13 protein-coding genes are annotated in these 19,016 nt (G+C 27.9%); 1 reads left to right on the top strand and 12 read right to left on the bottom strand.

Annotated features, from left to right (window positions below; genetic code table 11):
• Positions 1 to 128: 128 nt before the first annotated feature.
• The 6 genes from NWE74_RS15485 to NWE74_RS15460 form a co-directional block, all read right to left on the bottom strand.
• Positions 129 to 1,613 (bottom strand): response regulator transcription factor, encoded by a 1,485-nt coding sequence (locus NWE74_RS15485; RefSeq protein WP_258243868.1) that lies wholly within the window; start codon positions 1,611 to 1,613, stop codon positions 129 to 131.
• A complete protein-coding gene (locus NWE74_RS15480; RefSeq protein ID WP_258243867.1) occupies positions 1,606 to 3,351 on the bottom strand; it encodes a sensor histidine kinase in 1,746 nt (581 codons plus the stop codon). Before NWE74_RS15480 ends, NWE74_RS15485 begins: the two co-directional genes overlap by 8 nt.
• 23 nt (positions 3,352 to 3,374) lie before the next feature.
• Complete coding sequence (locus tag NWE74_RS15475; protein ID WP_258243866.1) at positions 3,375 to 3,983, bottom strand: YesL family protein; 609 nt, start codon at positions 3,981 to 3,983, stop codon at positions 3,375 to 3,377.
• Between the two features lie 237 nt (positions 3,984 to 4,220).
• Positions 4,221 to 6,926 carry an alpha-mannosidase gene (locus NWE74_RS15470; protein ID WP_258243865.1) on the bottom strand — a complete coding sequence of 902 codons (2,706 nt, stop codon included), beginning with the start codon at positions 6,924 to 6,926 and terminating at the stop codon, positions 4,221 to 4,223.
• 106 nt (positions 6,927 to 7,032) lie between these two features.
• Positions 7,033 to 10,161 (bottom strand): alpha-mannosidase, encoded by a 3,129-nt coding sequence (locus tag NWE74_RS15465; RefSeq protein ID WP_309137293.1) that lies wholly within the window; start codon positions 10,159 to 10,161, stop codon positions 7,033 to 7,035.
• A gap of 124 nt (positions 10,162 to 10,285) precedes the next feature.
• On the bottom strand, positions 10,286 to 11,224 hold the full coding sequence (locus NWE74_RS15460; RefSeq protein WP_258243864.1) for an ROK family protein: 939 nt from the start codon (positions 11,222 to 11,224) through the stop codon (positions 10,286 to 10,288).
• A 256-nt stretch (positions 11,225 to 11,480) separates the two neighbouring features.
• Here NWE74_RS15460 and NWE74_RS15455 point away from each other — a divergent pair, with 256 nt between their 5' ends.
• The gene (locus NWE74_RS15455; RefSeq protein WP_258243863.1) at positions 11,481 to 12,023 is read left to right on the top strand and encodes a hypothetical protein; all 543 of its coding nucleotides are present in this window, start codon (positions 11,481 to 11,483) and stop codon (positions 12,021 to 12,023) included.
• Between the two features lie 50 nt (positions 12,024 to 12,073).
• Here the strand turns inward: NWE74_RS15455 and NWE74_RS15450 are convergent, their stop codons facing one another.
• The 6 genes from NWE74_RS15450 to hemW all read right to left on the bottom strand — a co-directional run bounded on the left by NWE74_RS15450 (position 12,074) and on the right by hemW (position 18,773).
• On the bottom strand, positions 12,074 to 12,547 hold the full coding sequence (locus tag NWE74_RS15450) for a hypothetical protein (RefSeq protein ID WP_258243862.1): 474 nt from the start codon (positions 12,545 to 12,547) through the stop codon (positions 12,074 to 12,076).
• Between the two features lie 118 nt (positions 12,548 to 12,665).
• Positions 12,666 to 13,820 (bottom strand): molecular chaperone DnaJ, encoded by a 1,155-nt coding sequence (gene dnaJ, locus NWE74_RS15445; RefSeq protein WP_258243861.1) that lies wholly within the window; start codon positions 13,818 to 13,820, stop codon positions 12,666 to 12,668.
• A 172-nt stretch (positions 13,821 to 13,992) separates the two neighbouring features.
• The gene (dnaK, locus tag NWE74_RS15440) at positions 13,993 to 15,834 is read right to left on the bottom strand and encodes a molecular chaperone DnaK (RefSeq protein ID WP_258243860.1); all 1,842 of its coding nucleotides are present in this window, start codon (positions 15,832 to 15,834) and stop codon (positions 13,993 to 13,995) included.
• A 72-nt stretch (positions 15,835 to 15,906) separates the two neighbouring features.
• A complete protein-coding gene (gene grpE / locus NWE74_RS15435; protein ID WP_258243859.1) occupies positions 15,907 to 16,491 on the bottom strand; it encodes a nucleotide exchange factor GrpE in 585 nt (194 codons plus the stop codon).
• Between the two features lie 18 nt (positions 16,492 to 16,509).
• A complete protein-coding gene (gene hrcA, locus NWE74_RS15430) occupies positions 16,510 to 17,529 on the bottom strand; it encodes a heat-inducible transcriptional repressor HrcA (protein ID WP_258243858.1) in 1,020 nt (339 codons plus the stop codon).
• 101 nt (positions 17,530 to 17,630) lie between these two features.
• Positions 17,631 to 18,773, bottom strand: a complete 1,143-nt coding sequence (gene hemW / locus NWE74_RS15425) for a radical SAM family heme chaperone HemW (protein WP_258243857.1) — start codon at positions 18,771 to 18,773, stop codon at positions 17,631 to 17,633.
• Positions 18,774 to 19,016: the final 243 nt, after the last annotated feature.

Below are 19,016 nucleotides of genomic sequence, written 5' to 3'. Positions count from 1 at the left end.
TTATTAATGTATACGTTTTCCAGAAAACTTTCAGATAGTTTTTTAGTATAAAGATATTTACATAAAAATAGATTGTCTTAAGATAAAATTTATGTAAATTAATCTTTAAAACAATCTATTTTACTTAGTTATAAATTTATTTTTCTCCAATCACTTGGTGTAACTCCAACTATATTTTTAAACTTTCTATAAAAATAGTTTTTGTTAGCATATCCAACTAAATCCCCTATTTCACTTGCTTTTAAACTTGTATTAACTAATAAATCTTTTGCTTTGTTTATTCTAAAGTTATTTATATAATCTGAAAATAATATACCTGTTTCTTTTTGAAACAATTGACCTAAATAAATTGAATTTATATTTAGATTTTCACTTATTTCTTTTAAGTTTAAATCATCTTTGTAATTTGTTTCTATATGATTAAGTAACTTGATTATTACAGGGCTTATACTCTCTTCAGTATTTTCTAACTTAGATTGCATATATTTAACCATACTAATTAGCTCAAATTCTATATCATCTATGGTTCTATTATTTATAGCGTTTTCTAAATATATATTTAATCCTTTTATTAACTTCGTATCATTAAAATAATTATATACATTTAAAAATATTTCTATAGCTTTTATTTTTATTTGCTTTGGACTTGTTTTTTCATTTTTTAGATTTATAAACATATCTTTTATATATTCAGCTGTACTTGAGAAATTTTTATTCATTAAAATTTTCTTTAATTCTTCAAATTCTATATTTATATTGTCTTCATATATAGATTCGTCTTTGTATTCTTTTATCCAAGATATATTTGGATATACTATTTTATATTCACTAATTTTATTTGCAGTTTGATAGCTATCATATAGTTCATTTAAGTTGTTTACAAATTTTCCCAAACTTATATATATGCTATCTTCCATAACACTTGCAATTTTATTTTTTAAAACTGTAAGCTTATCTATTATTAGAGATTTGTCATCTTCATCTATTATTAATAAAGCTTTCGACTGCGATTGTATACAATATATAAATTGGTTACTATCTATACATCTTTTTAAAATTTTAGAAATATTATTAGATATATTTTTAAATTCAATTATTGCCACAGCATAGCTACTGCTTTTAAAGTTATGATTTAATCTATTCCATTTTTCTTCTGTATCTAAAGAATATTCTTCTGTTAAAATACTTAATAATAAATTATTCTTAACTAATTTATCATCTGAAGCTATTTTTTCTTTTTTCTTTAATTTTGTATATACAGTTTTTAAATTATTAGACAGTTCATCTGTATCAATAGGTTTTAACAAATAGTTTTCAGCACCTATACTTATAGCTTTTTTAGCATATTCAAATTCTTGAAACGCACTAAGTACTATAAAATTTGATTCATAACTTGATTTTTTTAATTTTTCAATAAGTTCTAACCCCGTCATTTTAGGCATCATTATATCTGTTATTATTAAATCTATATTTTTATTAATTATTTCATTATACCCATCAAGGCCATTGTTAGAACTTCCTACTATTTCAAATCCATACTCTTCCCAAGGCAGTATATACTTAAGCCCTTCTAATATAAACGGTTCATCATCTAATAAATATACACTATACATTTTTAACCTCATCCCTCAATATTGGTATTTTTATTTTTACTGTTGTACCTTCATTTATTTCGCTGTCTATGCCAAGTCCATAAATTTCCCCAAATTTTAATTTCAACCGATTATTTATATTCATCAAGCCTATAGAGCTTGTTTTTTGCAAATTCTTTTCTAAATCTTTTCTTAAATATTCTAATTTATCTCTGCTAATGCCATGACCATTATCTTTTATTAAAATTTCAATATCCGATTCATTACAAGTCAATTCAATCTTTATCACATTTTCATAAGAATCCTTTTTTAGGCCATGATTTATACTGTTTTCTAATATAGGCTGAAGAGTAAATTTCGGTAATAAACACTGTGTATATAAATTATCAATATCAATTTTATATTCTAGCATTCCTTTGTATCTTGTACTACATAAGTCTAAATACATTTTACAGTGTTTTATTTCATCATTTAAAGTTACTAAACTACCATTATTGTACGTTGAATATCTAAACATACTTGCTAGATTATATATCATTTGAGCTACTTCCCTATTCTTACTTGCTAACGCACACATTCTTATTACTTCTAATGTATTGTATAAAAAGTGTGGATTTATTTGAGATTGTAACGCATTTAATTCTGCTTGTTTTTGTTTAACTTCTGCAATATAATTTTTATTTATATTGTATTGTAAACTTTCGCTCATCTCATCAATTCTAATAGCAATCATATCTAGTTCATCATCTTCATCTTCTATATTGAATCTAGTATCCAAATCTCCATCTTTTATCTTTTCTATGCCTTTCATCATCTTTTTCAACTTATTTGAATAACCACTTATTACGGTGTAAGTTACGAACAGTATTAATATTATACATATTAACGATATATATAATATTTTAGAGCTCATTTTACTTGTACCTAAATCTTTTTCAGTTATAATACTTCCGTATTTAAAACCAGTTTGTGCATCTTCTTTAATATTGATAAGAGGATATTTTAACTTAAATTCTTCTCTGTGTACAAATTCATTTCTAGAATTTTTCATTCCATATTCTTTGACTTTATCTATATCCTTTTGAGCTAACTCTTTACTAGAAGTAAATATAATATGTTTATTTTCATCAACTATTATTAAATTACCTTTTAAGTTTGAATTATCAACTATTTTATTTAAATGCTTTAAATCAAAATAGATATCTATATATCCTATAGTGTACATAGTATCTACATTTTTTATAGGTCTAGTTATCTTCCTAATATATTTTACGGCCTCTGGATCATTTTTTATGTCATACCATTTATCATAATTTAAAACAATTTCATTTTTATATTCTTTATTTTTATCATTTATAACTACTGCTAAAACATCATTCCTATTTGATAACATTGTATCTAACAAATATTTCAAATCTAACTGCTTAGTATTAGTAATAGAAAAATTATCTAACTTATAACTAAGATATTCTTCATATGTTGATGTTGTAAGTTTTAATATCTCATCAATTATTTTAGGTTGTGTATTTATACCATTTATAACAGAATTACTTATATTATCTTGTTCTTCAAACCGTTTTTCTATATTAAATATAACTTCTGAGTGTATATTTAATTCATTTTGTAATTCATTATCCACATAGTAGCTTATAAACACTGCTGTTAATAAAAATATAGCTATTATAGTTATACTTGAGTATATAAGTAGCATTTTATTAAATATTTTATTTTTTATATATTTTCTATATAATTCTATCAAAACTTCGCTCCCCTATTGAAAAATTACACACTTCTTTGTAATTGTAAAAATCTTTTATATAATACATGCATTACCCAATATCCTGGTATAACCATACAGAAAAACATTAATAATCCACCATTACTTTGTACCATATAATATAGTAATCCAAACCCGATTAATATTAATATTGTTTGAAAAGGACTTGATAAAGCTAATACAAAAGAATTTTTTATATAATCTTTATTACTTGATTTAAAATGTACATAAGCTGGGAAAAAATATACAAATGCCATGCTTACGAAGAATAATACTGCCATAACTAAAATATATAACACTGTAGAATACATAGCTTCTATTTTAAATAAAATATTTAAATCAAATGCTAAGAATGCAAATATAGCAAAAAATACCAATCCACATTTATTTGTGTTTATAAATTCCTTTTTATATACATCTTTAAATGTTTTTAAAATATTAAAATCAAATTCACCTTGTACCCATTTTCTCAATATATAAAATGTAGCTATAGTTGATGGCATTATTCCAAACACAACGCCTCCACCAATCATAAATACAACCCATAAGAAGTTTAAAATCATAAACCTCCAGATCCACTCACATGAGTTTAATAATACATCCCCTAATTTCATATAATCACCTCAAAGTATATTTTAATAAAAAATTCGCTTCGCTCATGTCGCCAACGACCTAAAAAACAGGTCCGTTACTCAAGCCTAGCAGTTGGTATTATAACTTATCCACAAACCATATAATTTATAATACCTTAGTATATAAAAAAGTTCGCTAAATATTAAATGAGCTATTAATTAATAATAATCCAATAATACTTAAGCGAACTTTATATAATCTATATTATTTTTCTACAATTACTTTCTAATTCCTATTGTTAATATTTCTGATTGTCTTAAGTTCACTTTATTGTCTATATTATTTTGAGTTTGTTCTTCCAGTATATTAGATATGTACTTATCCCCTTTAAATTTACATATCTTTATATCTAATTCTGTTGGTTTATCTGATGCATTATATACCCTTAAAATTTTATTTCCTTTTTTGTCGTCTAATTTTAATGTTGAACACATTATACCATATCCGTCTAATTCTAGTAAACCGTTTTCAGAATCTAACTCTTCATTTTGTATAGACATTTGCTTTGTAATCATTGGTATTTGGAATATATGAGCTTCTTTATAAGAATCATATAATTTTTTTCCATGAGGTATTACTTCTATTTCTGCTTTATGATTACCTAAACATTGCGCTTCTGGAGTTTCAAACACTCCCCAATCTCCTAATTCTGATACACTCCTAATAAGTGTTACAGCTATTGTATTTCTATCATCATTTAGTATTTCATATTCATTTAATCCTTTATTTGCTATAGTCAATCCATAATCATCATTATGAATGTTTACAAAAGCATGTTGGTGATGACAGTTACTAGGGTTTTGCCATGCTTTATCTATAATATTGCTCCTTTTAACAACTTCAAATATAGAGTCGGCATAGTGTACATTGCTTTTTATATCTGTTGAAAATAGCATTCTCATTCTATGATCTTTACAAATATTATTAAATTCAGATATTATTTTTAATCCTTTTGCTTTTCTTTCTAGTACTAAAGTAGTCTTTATTTCCATTTGTAGAGTTTCTTCTACTCTCTGAGACTTTCTATGCTTAAATTCTAAAACTTCTTCTATCTCTTGTTGAAGTAATTCATTTGCACTCTTTGGTATATTCCATTTATGAGTTATTTCAATTACAGCCTTGTACTCTAAGTCTTCTTTTATTTCTATATTGGCTTTTATTTCTTTTGTAGTAATAGGTTCTTCTCCTATTGGCTTCATATGTATATATTCATTTCCTATATCACCTGAGTTTTCATATATACATAAATCTTTAAAAGTTTTTCCTGTTGATTTGTCAATCAGATCTACTGATCCATTTTCTTTTATCTCAACTCTTATATTTTCATTTTCTAATATATTATTATTTATTAAAGATGTTTTATTTTCTAAAATAGAATTTTCTTTATCTTCAACTAAAGCATATGTATCCCATCCAAATGATTTGATATAATTAGTTTCTAATTCTAATTTTACATATCTTGCATAATACGGTTGTCTAAATTTATCATCTGGTAAATCATACCCGAACCTAATTCCCATATCTATTATTTTTGCATCTATTTTATTTCCATTTATATCAACTACCTTATACTTAGGCAATTGTATTTCCTTCATTTCTTTTGCTATTAAATTTGGATGTCCTTCTCTAAAATATTTTCTAGCTATATCTATTTCTATTTCTACAACACTACATCTATTGTATCCAGATGTATTTACTATAATAAATGGATATACATTTTCACCTAACTGCTTAAACTTTAATGTATTGATTTTATTTGCTATGTATTCTAGACTTTCATTTATTATATACTTAGCTACATCTTTAGCTTTATCAAATCTAGCTACCATTTCCCTATGTACTTCATCAACACTACATCCGCATATGCTATCATGTGGATGATTTTTCATTAGAGATTTCCATCCATACTCAAATAAATGATGAGGATATTTATATCCAAAATCACTTGCCATTGTAGCTATTGGCTCAGCTATTTTTTCAAATAAAGTCTGACACAATTGATTCCACTGTTTTAAGTAAACTCTTGATGATGCAGTGTTAACAAGAGTATACCATCCATCTGTTTGCTGACTTCTAAGTTCTCCTTTTATAATCTGTAAATCTTTTGGCATTTTTTCGTTTAGATTTTTTACATAGTGTTCAAAGTTTGAATGTATAAATTCTATATCTTGATATATATTATTAGCAGCTTTAATGGCCTGCGATAAATCAGTTTGTATAGGTTGATGGTCGCACCCATTCATAAATAATAGTTGATCGCAAGAAGCAAACTTAACTGCATCATCTATTCTTTTGTTCCAATATTCTTTAGCTTCTTTTTCATCTATAGGTACTTCCATCCCATTGCAGTACCAGTTAGCAAATAATATCCCTAATATTTTAGAACCATCCGGACTTTCCCAATACATCTCTGAATAAGGTGATTCAAATTTATCATCTGCGCTAACTTCATTATTAAATCCTGTAGGCTTTACCCCTCTACCAAATGCTGCAGTATCTATTCCTGCTTGTTTTAATATTTGTGGTGCTTGTCCCATATTTCCAAATGAATCTGGGAAGTATCCAATTTTACAAGCATTAACTCCGTATTTACTAGCATCCTTATGACCATATTGTAAATTTCTTACATTTGATTCACTACTTGTTAAAAATTCATCTTGTAGTACATACCATGGACCTATATTTAATCTACCTTCTTTTATAACTTTTTCTAATAATTCTTTTCTTTCTGGTCTAACTTCTAAATAGTCTTCAAGTAAAACAGTTTGACCATCTAAATGATAATACTTAAATTCAGGATCATTTTCAAAAGTATCTAATAATGTATCCATAGTTTTTATTAACATCATATGATGAGTTTCATAAGGTAAATACCATTCTCTATCCCAATGAGTATGAGATATTATATGAGCTGTCTTTTTCATAAATTTATTCCCCTAATCTATATTATATTAATCAAGGTAACTAAATTATCCAATTAGATTTTCTAGTTACCTCGTGTCTTTTTGTATATACTTTTGGCTATTATACCTATGCCATTTTTATCATTATAGTTTTTATTTCATATGGATTAACTGTTAAGCTTATTTCTTTTTCATTTCTTAACCCTTCTATTGGTTTTTCCATTAAATTAGTTTCCATCCATCCAATTATATTGTAATCACTGTTTATCTTAACTTCTTGTCTGCTTCCTGCATACTCATGGAAACGAACTACTACCATATTTTCATCTTCTGCTTTCTTTATAGCATCAACTAACACATACGCATTATTAAAATCAAACATTTTAGTAGGTATATTTTCTTTAAATGTACCTTCTATAGCTCTTAGTGGTTGATTAAGTTCATATGCTGCTTTAACTGTGTCTGCTTCTATAAAGTCCCCTGCATGAGGAAGTAATGAATAAGTAAAGTTTTGCTCTCCTTGGTCTTGCACTGGATCTGGATGAGTTGCTGATTTTAATAATGTAAGTCTTATTACATTATCTTTTATGTCATGTCCATATTTAGAATCATTTAATAAACTTACCCCATAATCTCTTTGTGATAGGTCTACCCACTGCTGAGCAACAGTCTCAAATTTAGCCATTTCCCAACTAGTGTTCCAATGCGTAGGTCTTTTTACATTACCAAATTGAACATCATATGTTGCCATTGTACTTCTTATATCAACTGGAAACGCAACTTTTAATAATTGCTTTTGTTCTCTCCAATCAACATTTGTTATGAAGTCTATTCTTCTATCATTTACATAAGTTACCATATCTTGACTTATTGTAGTGTTCATATACTTATAATTAAATCTTACTACAGCTTTCAAATTTCCAATTTCTATAAGTTCTATACTTTGTAAATCAGTAACTTCTCTCATTTTTTCTTGGTAGTATATATCTATATCCCAAGCCTCATGTGCCATTGGCTTATCTTCAAACATTTGAAGAACATTTCCTCTTTGTCCTTTAGCTAAAACTTCTCTATTATTTTCTTTATCAAATATAGATGTTAATTGACCAAATTCATTCCACTTTATTTTATAGTATGGAGTATCTATCTTATTCTCACTATATTCAAATGAATTATTATCTTCTTGAATATCTTCAACTTTTAATTTTATTGTTTTAAATCCTGTTCCTTCTATATTGTTAACTTTAACAGCATAATTTCCATTTTTTCTTTGAGATTCTAATTTATTTCCTTCGTTATCATAGAAGTTTCCTTCTAATTCAGTTTCTATTTCTACAATTTCACATCTATTCCAGTTAGCGTTATTTATTACTGTCCAAGAATTTTCATCTTCCTTTATTAAAGAAGACTTGAAATTATCTTGAGTATCTAATGCTAATTTTTCTGCTTCTTTATATTCTACCTTAGTATCTTCATAAACTTCCGTTATAGAAGACCCTGGTATTATATCGTGGAATTGATGTCTCAGTATAGTTTTCCATCCTTTAGTTAAATCAGCTTGAGGATATGAATTCCAATCTCCTATATTTAATGAATTCATAGTTCCTAGCCATTCTGTTTCTCTATATAATAATTCAAGCCTTCTATTCATCATCTTAGTATATGCTTGACTTGTATATGTTCCTCTATGATATTCTAGGTATAATTCTCCATCCCATGTGTGTACATATTCATTTGTATTTTCTACTTTTTCTCTTAGACACTTGAAGTAATCTGCTGCTTTTCCTGTTTTAACATTTGGAAGTCCTGGCATCTTGTCTAATCTTCTTCTGTATTCTAACATCTCACGGTTTACTCCACCGCCGCCATCTCCAAATCCATATGATACTAATAAATCACTAGTTATATTTTTATCCGTATATGCATCCCATACACCCTTTACTGATTTTGGCGTAAGTCTTCCATTGTATGTATAGAACCAAGAACCTGGTTGACTCCATGGCTCTGGAGTTGTTATAAAGTGAGTTAGTACCTCTGAACCATCTATCCCTCTCCAGTTAAATGTATCGTGCGGCATTCTATTATATTGATTCCAACTTATTTTTGTTGTCATAAATGTGTTTATTCCTGATTTCTTTAAAATCTGAGGTAATGCCCATGAATAACCAAATACATCTGGTAACCATAAGTATTCTACATCTTTGTTAAATTCTTCTTTTATAAATCTTGATCCAACTAATATTTGTCTTACTAAAGATTCTCCTGATGGTATGTTACAATCCGCTTCTAGCCACATTCCTCCATCAACTTCCCAATTTCCATCAGCTACCTTTTGTTTTATAGCTTCATATAACTCTGGGTAATCATTTTTTACATATTCGTATAGCTGAGGCTGAGTTTGTAAGAATATATACTCTGGATATCTTTCCATAAGTCTTAATACTGTTGAAAATGATCTTGCACATTTTTCTCTAGTATGTTTTAATCTCCATAGCCATGCAACATCTATATGTGTATGGCCTATACATGTTACATTTATTACTGAATCTTTATCTATTTTATCAATTTCTGAATTTAAATAATCACTTGCTTCATGTGCTGATATGTAGAAGCCTTCACTGCCTGGATACGACCAATCTACTAGTTTAAAAGTATTATTTAAAATTTTTGTTAGGTGAACTTTATCAGATGAATATTGATCTAACTCTTGTATTGTCTCTAGCACAACCATAGCATTATAATATAAATCATCCATTTTTTCATCTAACCATGCAACCTGCGCCCTATTTATTCTATGTTCTTGATCTCTAGGTACGCCTCCACCTTCAAGCCCTGACCATAATCTAAATAATAATTCTAAGTCACACCCTGCGCTACCTTCTGGCAAGAATACTTCTTTATGATTACTATCTACCCCTTGATACGGCTTATTATCTAAGTAAAATAACGATTCAAATCCTGAGTTATTACCTGCACCTGTTTCACCAAAATCAAATATCCCAACTATACTTTTCTCTTTCCAATCAGATGGTATATTTACAACTGTTTTCATCCATATATATAAATCTCTTCCCTTCCAAGTTTCCCCTAATCTTAACACACCATCAAATTCACTTGGTATTTCTGGATTTATATCTTTATCTTCATTTATTTTAGTATTAAAATACTCTAATTCTATTGCATCTCTATATCTAAAGTTTTCAATCTCATTTATTCTATTTCTTAATTTGTCGATTGTATAAAACATATCTTTCATGTTTTACCTCCCCTACTGATTTTATAGTTTGATTATATTTAAAAACGTTTTCAAATTCAATATTCTACAAATTATTCATATACTTAGTGTAGTTTTTATAATAAAATTATAGCTTATTTTAAAATTAATTTAAAAATGCTGCTCCTATAATACCTGCATCCGCGCCTAAATTTGCACAAACTATATCTGCAAAGTCTTCTTTTTTGTATAATATTTGTTGCCTTATCAAGTCTTCTATTCCATCTAATATTATGTCGCTAGCTCTAGATACACCACCACCTATAGATATTACATCTGGATCTAAAGTATTTATCATTCCAGACATTGCTTTTGCCAGATATGATTTAAATCTATTTATGGTTTCTAATGCAACTACATCATTTTCTCTATAAGCATCAAATACCATCTTTGCATTTATATTTTGTAAGTTATTTTCAGCAAGTTCAATAATTTTACTATTTTTTCCTTCTTCAATTAGCTTTTGAGCATGCTTTATAATAGCAGTAGCTGAACAAAAGGTTTCTAGACATCCATTATTTCCACAATTACAATCAAAATAATTTTCTCCAATCACTGTATGACCAATCTCTGATCCCATACCATTGGCTCCTGTAAATGCCTTGCCATTTATTATAATTCCACCACCTACACCTGTTCCTAAAGTGTACATAACAGCTATATTTTTATCCTTCATACTTCCAAATTTAGCTTCTCCTAATGCTGCTACTGTAGCATCATTTTCTGCATAAACACTAACATCTGGAAATCTGTTTTTTAAGGCTTGTATAAAGTCAACTTCATGCCAACCTAAATTTACACAAGTTACCAATCCTTTTTTATTTATAAAGCTTGGAACACCAAATCCTATTGATTTTATATCATCCATACTTAGATTATTTTCTTTTATCAGTTCTCTAACTAAAGTATTTATATCATCCATTATGCTTTCAAATCCTGAATTCACATTTGTTGTGCATTCTTTTCTGAAAAGTATACTTCCACTTTCATCTACAATACCAGCTTGTACACCAGTCCCCCCAATATCTACTCCTATAAAATACATAATTGCCTCCCTTTATTTAAACATTGTAAATTTATTTAAGTAATTAATTTTGTATTATTGATTAAGTTTTATTAATTCTATATTATATGAAGGTTTTTAATAGTAAAAGTTCAAATATTTAAGTTTATCTATAAATATCTTATTTTGTCAAAAACTTTTCATTTTTTATAGAAAACATTTTCTTTATTATATTTAATTAATAGATTATACTATTGTTATTATAAAAAATAATAGTAACAACTTAGGGGGGATTATTATGAATAAACTAGAATCATTAAAACTATTTCAAGATATACAATTAGTTTCTGATAAATATAAAGATTGGCAACTTAAAGATGATGAAAAAGATGTTGAAGATAATATAAAGTTAAAATCTTTGCTTAAATTTTATAATGATAAATTAGATGATATAAAAAGTAGAGCTCATTTTGTTTCTAAGCAAACAAAAGATGAATTAAAAAATAAAGATTCAAAAGAAATTTATAAAATTCTTATAGATTTTAATAATTTTTCAATAGAAAAATATAATACTTTAAAGCAATCTGAAATTAAATCTACTACAGCCAAGGCTGTTATGTTTTCAACTATAGATGAACTTACTATTATAAATGAATCCATAAGAAATAAAGAATATTTAATGGATAAACCTACTTATTTCTATATATACGAAAAAATAGTTATAAATGCTTTTATGACATTTTTAGCTTTAAAAGATATGGATATAGATCAAGAAATTATTAATAGTTTATCTCAAGCTATATTTAGTCAAATTCAAACATTAGCTATTATTTCAATGTAAAAAGAGTAAATCAAATTTGATTTACTCTTTTTATAATTTCAACTCTATTACTAATAACAGTTAGTATTATATACACATATTGGTATCTCTTTGTTCAATGTCGTTCCAACAGCTGTTAATTTAAGACACCCTCGACCGGGACACTCTGCTATAAATGTAGTGAAAAAGCATCCATCTCCAAAACTTATTGCAGGGCTAAAACTCATTGTACCCAAATCATAATCAGATATTTCAAATTCTATCATTGCATTTTTGACAGGATGACCATGAGCATCTACTAAAACACCAAATATCATTTGTTTACAACCTGAATTTAGCTCTATTTTATACGGAACCATATACTTTAAATAAACTTGTTTAGGTCCTTGTGGTTGAACTGGTTTCTTTTTCCTTCCCCTAGATATATCATCTTGATGAATATCATCTAAATTTATATTATGCTCTTTTTTTAACTTATACTTCAAATATTCATGTAACTCTTGTTCGGTTGAAATTTTCTTACCATCTATAAATAAGGTCTCCATATTTATCCCCCACCTTTAATTTTTTAAACTACTTTGTATAATATATATTATGAGTTTGAAAATTTCATGTTACTTTTCTAAATAAAAAAGCCCTAGGAAAATATCCTAGAGCTTTTTTTTATTTTTTTTTAAACATATCTTCTATTTTTTGACCGAAAGTTCTTTTCTTTTCGTGAACTTCTTCTCCACATTCTGCTGCAAATTGTCTTAGAAGATCTTTTTGTTTTTCGTTTAATTTTTTAGGTGTATCTACGATAACTTTGACGTACTGATCACCTCTAGAGTTACCTCTAATTCTTGGTATACCTTTTTCTCTTAGTCTAAATACCGTCCCAGTCTGAGTTCCTTCTGGAATAGTATATTTAACTTTACCATCTAATGTTGGAACTTCTATTTCATCTCCAAGTGCTGCTTGAACAAATGTTACAGGCATATCAAAGTATATATCATTTCCTTCTCTAGTAAATAGTGAATGTGGTTTAACATTTATAACTAAGTATAAGTCTCCTCTAGGTCCACCTTTACTTCCTACTTCGCCTTGCCCTGATAATTTTATCATTTGGCCATCATCTATACCGGCTGGAATGTCAACTTCTATAGTCTTAACTTTTCTTGTGTGACCTTTTCCACCACATTTAGTACATGGAGTTTCTATTATTTCACCTTCTCCATTACATGCACTACATGTTCTTGAACTTGCTATGTTACCAAATGGAGTTCTTTGAACAGTTCTAACTTCTCCTGCACCATTACAAGTTGGACAAGTTTTCTTTCCTGTTCCTGGCTTTGCACCACTTCCATTACATTCGCTACATTCTTCACTTCTATTAATTTTTATAGATGCTTTTTTACCAAAAGCAGCTTCTTCAAAAGTTATATCTATACTATGTCTAATATCAGCTCCACGCTCTGGACCTCTTCTTCTTTGTCTTGAACCGCCAAAGCCTCCGCCAAATATATCTCCAAACATATCTCCAAATATATCTTCAAATCCGCCGAATCCACCTTGACCACCAAATCCTTGGCCACCGAATCCACCTTGACCATTCATTCCTGCATGACCAAATTGATCATATGTTTGTCTTTTTGTATCATCAGATAACACTTCATAAGCTTCATTTATCTCTTTGAATTTTTCTTCAGCTTCTTTATTATCAGGATTTCTATCTGGATGATATTGCATAGCTAATTTTCTATATGCTTTTTTTAGTGTCTGAGCATCTGCATTTTTATCTACACCTAGCACCTCATAGTAGTCTCTTTTAGTACTCAATATTTGTCACCGCCTTCATCTTACAAAACAATAGCTTGTAGAATATCATACTACAAGCTATTATTATTATTTTAGTATTCTAATCTATTTAATTTAATGACTGAATACTTTTGAAAAGATACTCTTTTCGAATTCTATATTAATTATATACAAATTTCTTTATTTGTGTAACCTATTTTTCATCATTTACTTCTGTAAAGTCAGCATCAACTACATTATCATCTTTAGCTTGTGATTGATCATTTGCACCTTGAGCTTCACTTTGTGTAGCTTGAGCTTGTTGATACATTTGTTCCGCTATTTTGTGGAATTTATTGTTTAATTCTTCCATAGCTTTATTTAATTCTTCAGCTGTCACATCTTCTTTAGCTTTTAATTCTTTTAATTTAGCTATTTCAGCTTCTACTTCACTCTTAGCAGCTGCATCTACTTTATCTCCAGCATCAGTTAAAGTTTTTTCCATTTGGTATATAGTAGAATCAGCTTGATTTAATGCTTCTATTTTGTCTTTCTTTTGCTTATCAGCTTCAGCATTCATTTCAGCTTCTTTTACTTTTCTTTCTATTTCTTCTTCACTTAAGTTAGTTCCTGAAGTTATAGTTACTTTTTGCTCTTTTCCAGTACCTAAATCTTTAGCTGTAACATGAACTATACCATTAGCATCTATATCAAAAGTAACTTCTATTTGAGGTATTCCTCTTGGAGCTGGTGGTATATCTGTTAATTGGAATCTACCTAAAGTAGTGTTATCGAAAGACATACTTCTTTCACCTTGTAATACATGTATATCAACAGCAGTTTGGTTGTCAGCAGCAGTTGAGAATACTTGAGATTTCTTAGTTGGTATAGTTGTATTTCTTTCTATTATCTTAGTCATTACGTTACCCATAGTTTCTATTCCTAATGATAATGGAGTAACATCAAGAAGTAATAAATCATTAACTTCTCCAGTTAATACACCAGCTTGTATAGCAGCACCTGCTGCAACACATTCATCTGGATTTATTCCTTTATGAGGTTCTTTTCCTATGAATTTCTTAACAGCTTCTTGAACTGCTGGTATTCTAGTTGAACCACCAACTAATAATACATCATCTATATCAGATGTAGATAAACCAGCATCTTGTAATGCTCTTCTAGTTGGTTCCATAGTTTTTTCTACTAAATGAGAAGTTAATTCATCAAATTTAGCTCTTGATATATCTATTGTTAAGTGTTTTGGTCCTTCAGCTGTAGCTGTTATGAAAGGTAAGTTTACGTTAGTTGTCATTGTTGATGATAACTCTTTTTTAGCCTTTTCAGCAGCTTCTTTTAATCTTTGAAGAGCCATTTTATCATTTCTTAAATCTACACCTTCAGCTTTTTTGAATTCATCAGCTAAGTAGTCTATTAATACTTGGTCAAAGTCATCTCCACCTAATCTGTTGTTACCAGCTGTAGCTAAAACTTCGAAAGTTCCATCTCCGATTTCAAGTAAAGAAACGTCAAATGTACCTCCACCTAAGTCGAATACTAATATTTTCTTATCTTGATCTAATTTATCCATTCCGTATGCAAGCGCAGCAGCTGTTGGCTCATTTATTATTCTCTTAACGTCAAGTCCTGCTATTCTACCAGCATCTTTAGTTGCTTGTCTTTGAGCATCTGTAAAGTAAGCTGGAACTGTTATAACAGCTTCTGTTACAGGTTGACCTAAGTAACTTTCAGCATCTGCCTTTAATTTTTGTAATGTTATAGCAGATATTTCTTGTGGAGTATACCCTTTACCATCTATATCTACTTTGTAATCTGTTCCCATATGAGTTTTTATTGATATTATTGTTTTATCAGCATTTGTAACTGCTTGTCTTTTTGCAGGCTCTCCTACTATTCTATCACCATCTTTAGTAAAAGCTACTACTGATGGAGTTGTTCTCATACCTTCTGAGTTTGTTATTATTTGTGGTTCTCCACCTTCTAATACTGCAACACAAGAGTTAGTTGTTCCTAAATCTATACCTATTATTTTTCCCATGATTGATTCCTCCTAAATTATTTTATATTAATTTTAAAGTTATTTTTATATTGTATTTTGTATAAAGTTTTATTAACAAGAAACTTTAACCATACTAGCTCTTAATACTTTACTTCCTAATTTGTATCCTTTTTGAAGTACCATTACTACTTTATTAGCTTCTACTCCATCTATAACTTCTTGCATTACAGCTAAGTGTAAGTTTGGATCAAATTCTTGGTCTAAAGCATCTATTTCTTCTACACCAAATTTATTTAAAGTATCTTGTAATTGCTTGTATACTAAGTCTATGCCTTTATACATAGAGTCTTCTTTATCGTCACAAGCTTCTAAAGCTCTTTCCATACTATCTATAACTGGTATTAAGTCATTTAGTATTTTTTCATTTGCAAATAAACCTATAGTTTCTTTTTCTTGTTGAGTTCTTCTTCTATAGTTTGCATATTCAGCTTGAAGCCTTTGATATTGATCATTTACTTTGTCTATTTCATCTTGTAAATTTTTTTCTTCTAACTTTTCATTTATGTCAGTAACATTATCATCACAGTTAGTTTCTTCTTTTGTTTCTTCTTTTGTTTCTTCTTGTTCAACTGTTTCTTCAGCTGAATTATCTATTTCTTCTTTTAATTCTTCTTTTTCTATGTTATTTTCTTGCAAGACATTACACCCCTTAATTTATTTTTTGCTAAACAATAAGCTCATGTAATTCATAATTGCTGATATCCTAGCATAATCCATCCTTGTAGGCCCTATAAAGCTTATCTTACCTACTAAATCATTACTTATATTATAGGTTGCAGTAACTACACTACAATCTTGTGCTAGCTCACAATCATTATCACTACCTATAATTATGTTAATATTATCTTTTTGAATTCCCTTAGCCCTGACCATACTTGCTATTGTTTCTTTCTTTTCTAGCATATTTAAGAAAGATTTTGCTTTCAATATGTCATTAAATTCTGGATAACTAAATATATTAGTTGCTCCACTTAAAGAAACTAAAAGATCATCTTCTGATGTTTCAAAATTCAAAGCACTTATTAACTCATCTATAAGCGCCGAATATTCACTTATTTCATATTTTATAAATGCAATTAACCTTTCATCTAAATCAGTTATGCTTTTTCCTGCAAGTTTTCTTGTAAGATTATCTGAAATTAAGTTTAGTTTAGATTGCTCTAAATAAACATTTGTTACAAGGTTTGCATTTTTTATATCACCTTGGTCTGTTACAACTATTAGCAAGATTTTATTATCACTCATCTCAACTAACTGTATATGTTTGATAACACTCTGATTTACTAAACTTTTAGTCACAGCTACCGTTGTATAGTTAGTAAGCTGAGATAACAGCTTAGAAGTTTCATGAATTAAATCCTTTATATGATCCACATTATCTTTTACACATTGTTCTATTAAGCACTTTTCTTCCTTACTTAATTCACACTGACTCATAAGTGAATCAACATAAAGTTTATATCCTTTTTCAGTTGGAACTCTACCAGCAGAAGTGTGAGGCTGAACAAGGTAACCAAGTTCTTCAAGGTCAGCCATTTCATTTCTTATAGTAGCAGCACTAACACCTAAATCATGTTTTTTAGATATAGTCCTTGATCCTACAGCTTCAGCTGTCTCTATATAATCTTTAACTATAGCCTTGAGGATTTTTAATTTTCTTTCATTTAGTTCCATACTATATTACCTCCACGCTGTTAGCACTCACTATATCCGAGTGCTAAAAAGATTATATATATTATATATCATTATATTTTATCTTTGTCAACACTTTTGGATTAATTTATAAATTCTATAAACACGCTATTTGATATTTCTCTTCCTTTTTGAGTGAGGCTAATCCCAGTTATACTTTCATTTATAAGCTTTTTTGCCTTTAAATCGTCCATTTGTTTTCTATATTTTTCCTTAAACTCTATTTTAAATTCTTTTCTAAAATCATCAAACTTGATTCCTTCATTCATTCTTAATCCCATAAATATTTTTTCTTGTATTTTATCTTCTATACTCAATTTCTCTAAATTAGATATAGGTTTTTTATTTTCGCTTAATTTATTATGGTATTCATCCAGACTTTCAACATTATTATATCTATAATTTTCAATATAACCTGATGCCCCTGGTCCTAAACCTATATAATGTTCACATTTCCAATATAATATATTATGTTCACATTCAAAACGTGACTTTGAATAATTAGATATTTCATACTGGTTATATCCATTTTCTTTTAAATAATTTATTGTATAATTATACATATTAATATCTGTATCTTCATCTATAACTTCAAATTCATTATTTTCATACATATCATATAATTTTGTACCTTCTTCTAAAATTAATGAATATGCTGATATATGAGAAGGATTTAATTTCACTATTTTTTTCAAACTTTCTTGCCAATCTTCAAATTTGTGATTTGGAAGAGCATACATTAAATCTACATTTATATTATTAAATCCAACATCTATAGCTTCCTTATAATTTTTTTCAAACTCATCATAGCTGTGTATTCTACCTATAGATTTTAAATGATAATCTTGAACAGCTTGTAAGCCAATGCTTAGTCGGTTTACGCCTACATCTTTCATAGTAATTAATTTTTCTTTAGTCAATGTACCTGGGTTACATTCCATAGTTATTTCTGCTTCTTTTTTCACATTAAAATTATTTTTTATTGAATTAAATAGTCTTTTTATTTCACTACTACTTAATATACTTGGAGTTCCACCTCCTATAAATATACTAGTAATCTCATTTTCTAGATTATTTTTTTTAATATCATCATTATACAATTTCATTTCTATTTCTAAATCATCTAAATACCTTTTTTTCATATCAAAATCTAACTTACATGAGTTAAAATCACAATAATTACATTTACTTATACAAAATGGTATATGTATATAAAGTCCTAACATTCATTTACCTCTCTTAAATTTTAAAAGTTTCTATATTTTATCTTATATTAATTACCCATTTTATACCATAGGTAAATATAAATAATATAAGATTCTATTTAAACTTTATTTATTTGTCTAAAATATATTTTTTGCAATTTAACCTTTATTAATACTTGCATAATAAAAAATTTAATTTATTACTATTTAATGTTTATATTAAAAAAATCTCTATTCTTAAAAGAGTAGAGATTTTTATTATAA

This window comes from Romboutsia lituseburensis (assembly GCF_024723825.1).
GTDB classification, from domain to species: domain Bacteria; phylum Bacillota; class Clostridia; order Peptostreptococcales; family Peptostreptococcaceae; genus Romboutsia_F; species Romboutsia_F lituseburensis_A.
The sequence above is the reverse complement of the archived record's forward strand: the minus strand, read 5'-3'. Positions and strand labels throughout refer to the sequence as shown.